The sequence below is a fragment of the Streptomyces sp. SID5910 genome (assembly GCF_009862125.1).
Classification (GTDB): domain Bacteria; phylum Actinomycetota; class Actinomycetes; order Streptomycetales; family Streptomycetaceae; genus Streptomyces.
Genome location: NZ_WWHX01000240.1, coordinates 1 through 6,149 on the forward strand (window position 1 = coordinate 1; position 6,149 = coordinate 6,149).

The following is a 6,149-nucleotide window of genomic DNA, read 5'->3' on the forward strand; positions in this document are numbered from 1 at the left end:
CGGCACGCCCGGACCGGAGGCGGCGAGCCGCCCGGACGGCGGGCCGGAGGAGCCGAGCAGGCAAGGGGAGGCATTTCGTGGGCGCTGACCGCGAGGGGAGCGGCCGGCGGACGCCGACGCGCGCGGTGACGTACGCGGTCTGCGGCGTCGTACTGCTGGGAGGGTGTGCGTCCATGCCCGACAACGGGGATCTGCGGGGCGTGGAGTCCACGCCCCGGCAGGACCCGCAGGTGCGGGTGTTCGCGATGCCGCCGGCGGAGGACGCCTCGCCTTCGGTGATCGTGCAGGGCTTTCTGGAGGCGCTGACCAGCAACGACCCGCACTACGAGACGGCCCGCAAGTATCTGACGGCCGACGCGGCGAAGACCTGGCGGCCGGAGCGGTCCACGACGGTGCTGGCGGGCGGGGCGGGGACCGAGGCCGACCACCTGGCGAGCCGTGAGGACACCGACGACTACTCGTACTCGGTCACGCTGACCGGCACCAGGGTCGCCACGGTGGACGGGCAGCAGTCGTACGCGCCGGCGGCGGGCCAGTACCGGGAGCCGGTGCACCTCACCCGTGACCCGAAGAGCAAGCAGTGGCGCATCGACGTCCTGCCGCAGGGCGTGGTGATGGGCAAGTCCGACTTCCAGCGCACGTATATGTCGGTCAACAAGTACTACTTCGCCTCGAACACCGTCCCGAAGGCGCAGGCGGGTACGAGTGCGCAGCCGGCGGCTGTCGCCGATCCCGTCTATGTGCGCCGGCTCGTGGACCCGCTGACGCAGGCCGTGCGGTCGCTGATCAGCGGGCCGACGCGTCTGCTGGGGCCCGTGGTCAGGTCGAGCTTCCCGACCGGTACGGCACTGGCGGACAACGTGACCTCGCTGACGCCGGACGACCGGAACAAGCTGACGGTGCCGCTGAACGCCAAGGCCGCCGGGGTCGGTGCGGACAAGTGCGACGAGATGGCGACGCAGCTCCTGTTCACCCTCAAGAACCTCACCCCCGCCGTGGACGAGGTGGAGCTGACCTCCGGCAAGAGGCGGCTGTGCTCGCTGGGTGAGGAGCGGGCCGAGACGGTCGCGACGCGCGGTTCGGCCCAGCGGCCCGACTACCTGTACTTCGTGGACGCCAAGCAGCGTCTGGTGCGGATCGCCGCGGGCAGCACCGCCACCCACCCCGAGACGGTGCCCGGGGCGCTGGGCGAGGGCACGACGGCCCTGCGGTCGGTGGCGGTGGCGCGGGACGAGCACAGCGCGGCCGGCATCGGCTACGACTCGAAGTCGCTGTACGTCGCCTCGCTGGTGCCGGGCAGCTCGCTCGGAGACCCCCTCCTGGTCAGCGCGGGCAAGACGGAGGGGGACCGGCTGACGCCGCCCAGCTGGGACGCGCAGGGAGACCTGTGGATCGCCGACCGGGACCCGAAGAACCCCCGGCTGATGCTGCTGCGGGAGGGCGCGGGCACTCCGGTGCCGGTGCGGATCCCCGGGCTGGACGGGCGGGTGCAGGCCGTGCGGGTGGCCGCCGACGGGGTGCGGATCGCGCTCGTCGTGGAGAAGGACGGCGAACGGTCACTGCTCATCGGGCGGATCGAACGCGACGGACGGGACGGCGAGCCGCCCACGGTCACCGTCGTCGAACTGCGCTCCGCCACGCCCGAGCTGGAGGAGGTCACGGCCATGTCCTGGGCCGGTGACAGCCGCCTCGTGGTGGTCGGGCGCGAGCGCGGGGGCGTCCAGCAGATCGGATACGTCCAGGTCGACGGCTCCACGCCGGAGGCATCGGTGCCGGCGGCGCTGACCGGGGTGAAGGAGATCGCCGCGACCGAGGACGAGCGGCTGCCGCTGGTGGCGTACTCGGAGAACCTGATCGTCCGGCTGCCGTCGGGCTTGCAGTGGCAGAAGGTGACGGAAGGGACGGCGCCGGTCTATCCGGGGTGAGGCCGGTGCCGGCGCGCGTTCATCCGTGCGGGTGAGGCCGGTGCGGGTCTGCGCAGGCTTGTCCACAGGCGGCGCCCGGGGGTTTTCCACAGGCCTGGCGGGGCGGTGCGGGCCTGGGCACAGTGGTGGCCATGCGCAAGTGGTGGCGGGATCTCGGCGACCTGGTGCTGCCGGCCGAGTGCGGAGGCTGCGGCAGGGCCCGCACGGTGCTGTGCCCGCGGTGCCGGGCGGCGCTGAGCGGGAGCGCGCCGTGCCGGGTACGCCCGGATCCGGGGCCGCCCGGGCTGCCGGTGGTGCACGCGGCGGCGCCGTACGCGGACGAGGTGCGGGCCGTGCTGCTGGCCCACAAGGAACGCGGGGTGCTGGCCCTCTCCGGTCCGCTGGGCGGGGCGCTGGCGGGGGCGGTACGGGCCGGGCTCCGGGAGGCGGGCCCGGGCGGCGGTGCGGCGCGGCCTGTGGGTGTGCGGGAGGCGGTGCTGCTCGTGCCCGTGCCCTCCGCGCGCCGGGCGGTGCGGGCGCGCGGTCACGATCCGGCGCGGCGGATCGCCCTCGCGGCGGCGGGTGAGCTGCGGCGGACCGGGACGCCCTCCCGGGTGCTCGCGGTGCTGCGACAGCGGCACACCGTGGCGGACCAGTCGGGGCTGAGCGCCCGGCAGCGTCGGGACAACCTCGCCGGCGCGCTGGCGGTGGTGCCCGGCGGAGCCCGGCTGCTGGGCGGCCCTGGGCCCGTCGTCCTCGTCGACGACCTGATGACCACGGGGGCGTCCCTAGCGGAGGCGGCGCGCGCCGTGCGGGAGGCGGCGGGCGGGGTACCGGGTGAGCGGGAGGCGGTGTCGGAGACGTACAGAACGGCGAAATCGACTGTGTATTCGGCGGCGGCATGGGAAGGCAGAGAGGAACGGAAGAGCGGGCCCCGGATGGCGGGCCCGGACGGAGGCGATGACGTGATCCGTGAAGCCCTCTGCGCGGCTGTCGTCGCGGCTTCACCAGATGCTTTCGAAATAAACCGGAACTGATCGAATACTTGCTTCGTTGCAGGTAATGAGAGGGTCAATTCACCGGAACGGAGGTACGTCGCGGTAGAGGGTGACGACATCCGTCCGGGCGAGATATGTTCGGTTGTGAGGCAAAGCCGCAGGCCACACCTCTCAAATCCGAATGCCGTGCCGCGGGTTCAGCCGTCATCACCCGCACCGGTGGAGTGGATACCTCGCCCGTGGGGGAGGAGGTGGAAGTCACCGAGTCCGAGGTTCCGGGAGAACGGAACCTGGTGCAAAAGGGAGATGCTCCGCCACCGAAGCGGAGCGATCCGGGAACGGAGTTCTGCGTGGACATCGTCGTCAAGGGCCGCAAGACCGAGGTGCCCGAGCGGTTCCGGAAGCACGTGGCCGAGAAGCTGAAGCTGGAGAAGATCCAGAAGCTCGACGGCAAGGTGATCAGCCTCGACGTCGAGGTGTCCAAGGAGCCCAACCCCCGACAGGCCGACCGCTGCGACCGAGTGGAGATCACGCTCCGCTCCCGCGGTCCGGTGATCCGGGCGGAGGCAGCGGCGAGCGATCCGTACGCGGCGCTCGACCTGGCGGCGGAAAAGCTCGGTGCCCGGCTGCGCAAGCAGCACGACAAGCGTTTCTCGCGGCGCGGAGCGCGCCGGATCCCGGCGGCCGAGGTCGCCGATGTCGTCCCCGGCGCCGCGACACTCAACGGGAACGGGGAGATCGTCCCGGAGGAGAAGCAGGACGGCGTACCCACCAAGAAGATCGGCTCGCTCGAGGTCCAGGGCGACGGCCCCCTCGTCGTCCGTGAGAAGACCCACGTGGCCGCACCCATGAGCCTCGACCAGGCCCTCTACGAGATGGAGCTGGTCGGACACGACTTCTATCTGTTCGTCGACTCGGAGACCAAGGAGCCCAGCGTCGTCTACCGGCGGCACGCCTACGACTACGGCGTGATCCACCTGACGACGGACACGATGGTCACGCAGACGCACGCGCCCGAGGCGGGCGATGCGCTCGGCGGCTGACCACGCCGGGTGACAGCCGGACCGGTGCCCCTGGAGCGCGTGTGCGCCCCCAGGGGCACCGGTGTGCGACGGTGCGCGACCGTGCGCGAGGTGTGCGACCCCCGCGTGGTCCGCTCTGTCACCCCCGTGTCGGCGCGGCATGGAATCATGGCGGCAACCACCCAACCGGTGGGTCGTTGCCTTGGGTTGGCGATGGCTCAGGACCACAGGCCAGGGCCTTCAGGGGGAGGAACGATGGCGGACAGTTTCGGACCGATGCGGGACGAGGGCGCCGACGACGGCGTCGTCGGCATGGGCCCGGACGCGGGCTCGTCACGCGCGGAGCCGATCAGGGTCCTGGTCGTCGACGACCACGCCCTGTTCCGCCGGGGCCTGGAGATCGTGCTCGCGGCCGAGGAGGACATCCAGGTCGTCGGTGAGGCCGGGGACGGCGCCGAGGCCGTGGAGAAGGCCGCCGACCTGCTGCCGGACATCATCCTGATGGACGTGCGGATGCCGAAGCGCGGCGGGATCGAGGCGTGCACGTCCATCAAGGAGGTGGCCCCCAGCGCGAAGATCATCATGCTGACGATCAGCGACGAGGAAGCCGACCTCTACGAGGCGATCAAGGCGGGTGCGACCGGTTACCTGCTCAAGGAGATCTCGACGGACGAGGTGGCGACCGCCATCCGCGCGGTGGCCGACGGTCAGTCGCAGATCAGTCCGTCCATGGCGTCGAAACTCCTCACCGAGTTCAAGTCGATGATCCAGCGGACCGACGAGCGCCGGCTCGTGCCCGCACCGCGCCTCACGGACCGCGAGCTGGAGGTGCTCAAGCTCGTCGCCACGGGAATGAACAACCGGGACATCGCCAAGGAGCTGTTCATTTCCGAGAACACCGTGAAGAACCATGTGCGCAACATCCTGGAGAAGCTGCAACTGCATTCCAGGATGGAGGCCGTGGTGTACGCGATGCGGGAGAAGATCCTCGAGATCCGCTGACGGCCTTTCGCCGCCTGCGGATCAGGCGAGCAGGAGGGCCAGCTCCCTCGTCAGCGGCTCGCGCAGCTCCGGCGCGTCCACCCGCTCCACGCGTACGTCCGTGCAGTCCACCCAGCTCGCCGCCTCGACCAGGGCCCGGGCCACCGCCGGGGCGGCCTTGGGGCCGTCCAGCGTGACCTGCCGGGCGACCAGGGTGCGTCCCTCGCGTCCCGGGTCCACACGGCCGACGAGCCGGCCGCCGGCCAGGACCGGCATCGCGAAGTAGCCGTGCACCCGCTTCGGCTTGGGCACGTAGGCCTCCAGGCGGTGGGTGAAGCCGAAGATCCGCTCGGTGCGGGCGCGTTCCCAGACCAGGGAGTCGAAGGGGGACAGCAGTGTGGTGCGGTGCCGGCCGCGCGGGGGTGTCGCCAGGGCCTCCGGGTCCGCCCAGGCCGGCCTGCCCCAGCCCTCCACCGTCACCGGGACCAGGCCCGAGTCGGCGATCACGGCGTCGACCTGCTCGGCCTTGAGGCGGTGGTAGTCCGCGATGTCCGCGCGGGTGCCGACGCCGAGGGACCGGCCGGCCAGGCGGACCAGCCGGCGCAGGCACTCGGTGTCGTCCAGGTCGTCGTGCAGCAGCGTCTTCGGGACCGCGCGCTCGGCCAGGTCGTACACGCGCTTCCAGCCGCGGCGTTCGACGCAGACGACCTCGCCGTACATGAGGGCGCGCTCGACGGCGACCTTCGTGCCCGACCAGTCCCACCACTCGCTGGTCCTCTTCGCGCCGCCGAGGTCCGTCGCGGTGAGGGGGCCCTCGGCGCGGAGCTGCGCGATGACCTGGTCGTAGGCGCCGTCGGGGAGGTGGTGGTTCCAGTGCGGGCGGTTGCGGTAGGCGCGGCGGCGGAAGGCGAAGTGGGGCCACTCCTCGATGGGGAGGATGCAGGCGGCGTGGGACCAGTACTCGAAGGCGTGGGTGTCCGTCCAGTAGGCGTCCTCGACGGTTCTGCGGCCGACGGCGCCGAGGCGGGCGTAGGGGATGAGCTCGTGGGAGCGGGCGAGGACGGAGATCGTGTCGAGCTGCACCGCGCCCAGGTCACGGAGGACGCCGCGGACGCCGGCGCGGCGGTCGGGGGCGCCGAGGAAGCCCTGTGCGCGGAGGGTGATGCGGCGGGCGTCGTCTGCGGAGAGGTCCGTGGTGGGGGGCGGTTGGGTTGTCATGCGTCCGCACGATAGGGGGTGGGTCT

The 6,149-nt window shown here is 71.8% G+C and carries 5 protein-coding genes; 4 read left to right on the forward strand and 1 reads right to left on the reverse strand.

Going from position 1 to position 6,149, the window contains the following annotated elements:
• Positions 1-77: 77 nt before the first annotated feature.
• From GTW67_RS08620 to GTW67_RS08635, 4 genes are all read left to right on the forward strand, one after another.
• Positions 78-1,925: an LpqB family beta-propeller domain-containing protein gene (locus tag GTW67_RS08620; protein ID WP_161164220.1), complete on the forward strand. Its 1,848-nt coding sequence runs from the start codon at positions 78-80 to the stop codon at positions 1,923-1,925.
• Between the two features lie 131 nt (positions 1,926-2,056).
• Positions 2,057-2,941 (forward strand): ComF family protein, encoded by an 885-nt coding sequence (locus tag GTW67_RS08625; protein WP_161164221.1) that lies wholly within the window; start codon positions 2,057-2,059, stop codon positions 2,939-2,941.
• A 311-nt stretch (positions 2,942-3,252) separates the two neighbouring features.
• Positions 3,253-3,945, forward strand: coding sequence for a ribosome hibernation-promoting factor, HPF/YfiA family (hpf, locus tag GTW67_RS08630; protein WP_161164222.1), 693 nt, complete (start codon positions 3,253-3,255; stop codon positions 3,943-3,945).
• A gap of 234 nt (positions 3,946-4,179) precedes the next feature.
• Complete coding sequence (locus tag GTW67_RS08635) at positions 4,180-4,926, forward strand: response regulator (protein WP_161164223.1); 747 nt, start codon at positions 4,180-4,182, stop codon at positions 4,924-4,926.
• A 21-nt stretch (positions 4,927-4,947) separates the two neighbouring features.
• Here the strand turns inward: GTW67_RS08635 and GTW67_RS08640 are convergent, their stop codons facing one another.
• Positions 4,948-6,123 (reverse strand): winged helix-turn-helix domain-containing protein, encoded by a 1,176-nt coding sequence (locus GTW67_RS08640; protein WP_161164224.1) that lies wholly within the window; start codon positions 6,121-6,123, stop codon positions 4,948-4,950.
• Positions 6,124-6,149 lie beyond the last annotated feature (26 nt).

What these genes read in the sequence shown, in the direction of transcription:
- GTW67_RS08625 (WP_161164221.1), top strand. Translation starts at nt 2,057, where the DNA reads ATGCGCAAGTGGTGGCGGGATCTCGGCGACCTGGTGCTGCCGGCCGAG.
- GTW67_RS08635 (WP_161164223.1), top strand. Translation starts at nt 4,180, where the DNA reads ATGGCGGACAGTTTCGGACCGATGCGGGACGAGGGCGCCGACGACGGC.
- GTW67_RS08640 (WP_161164224.1), bottom strand. Translation starts at nt 6,123, where the DNA reads ATGACAACCCAACCGCCCCCCACCACGGACCTCTCCGCAGACGACGCC.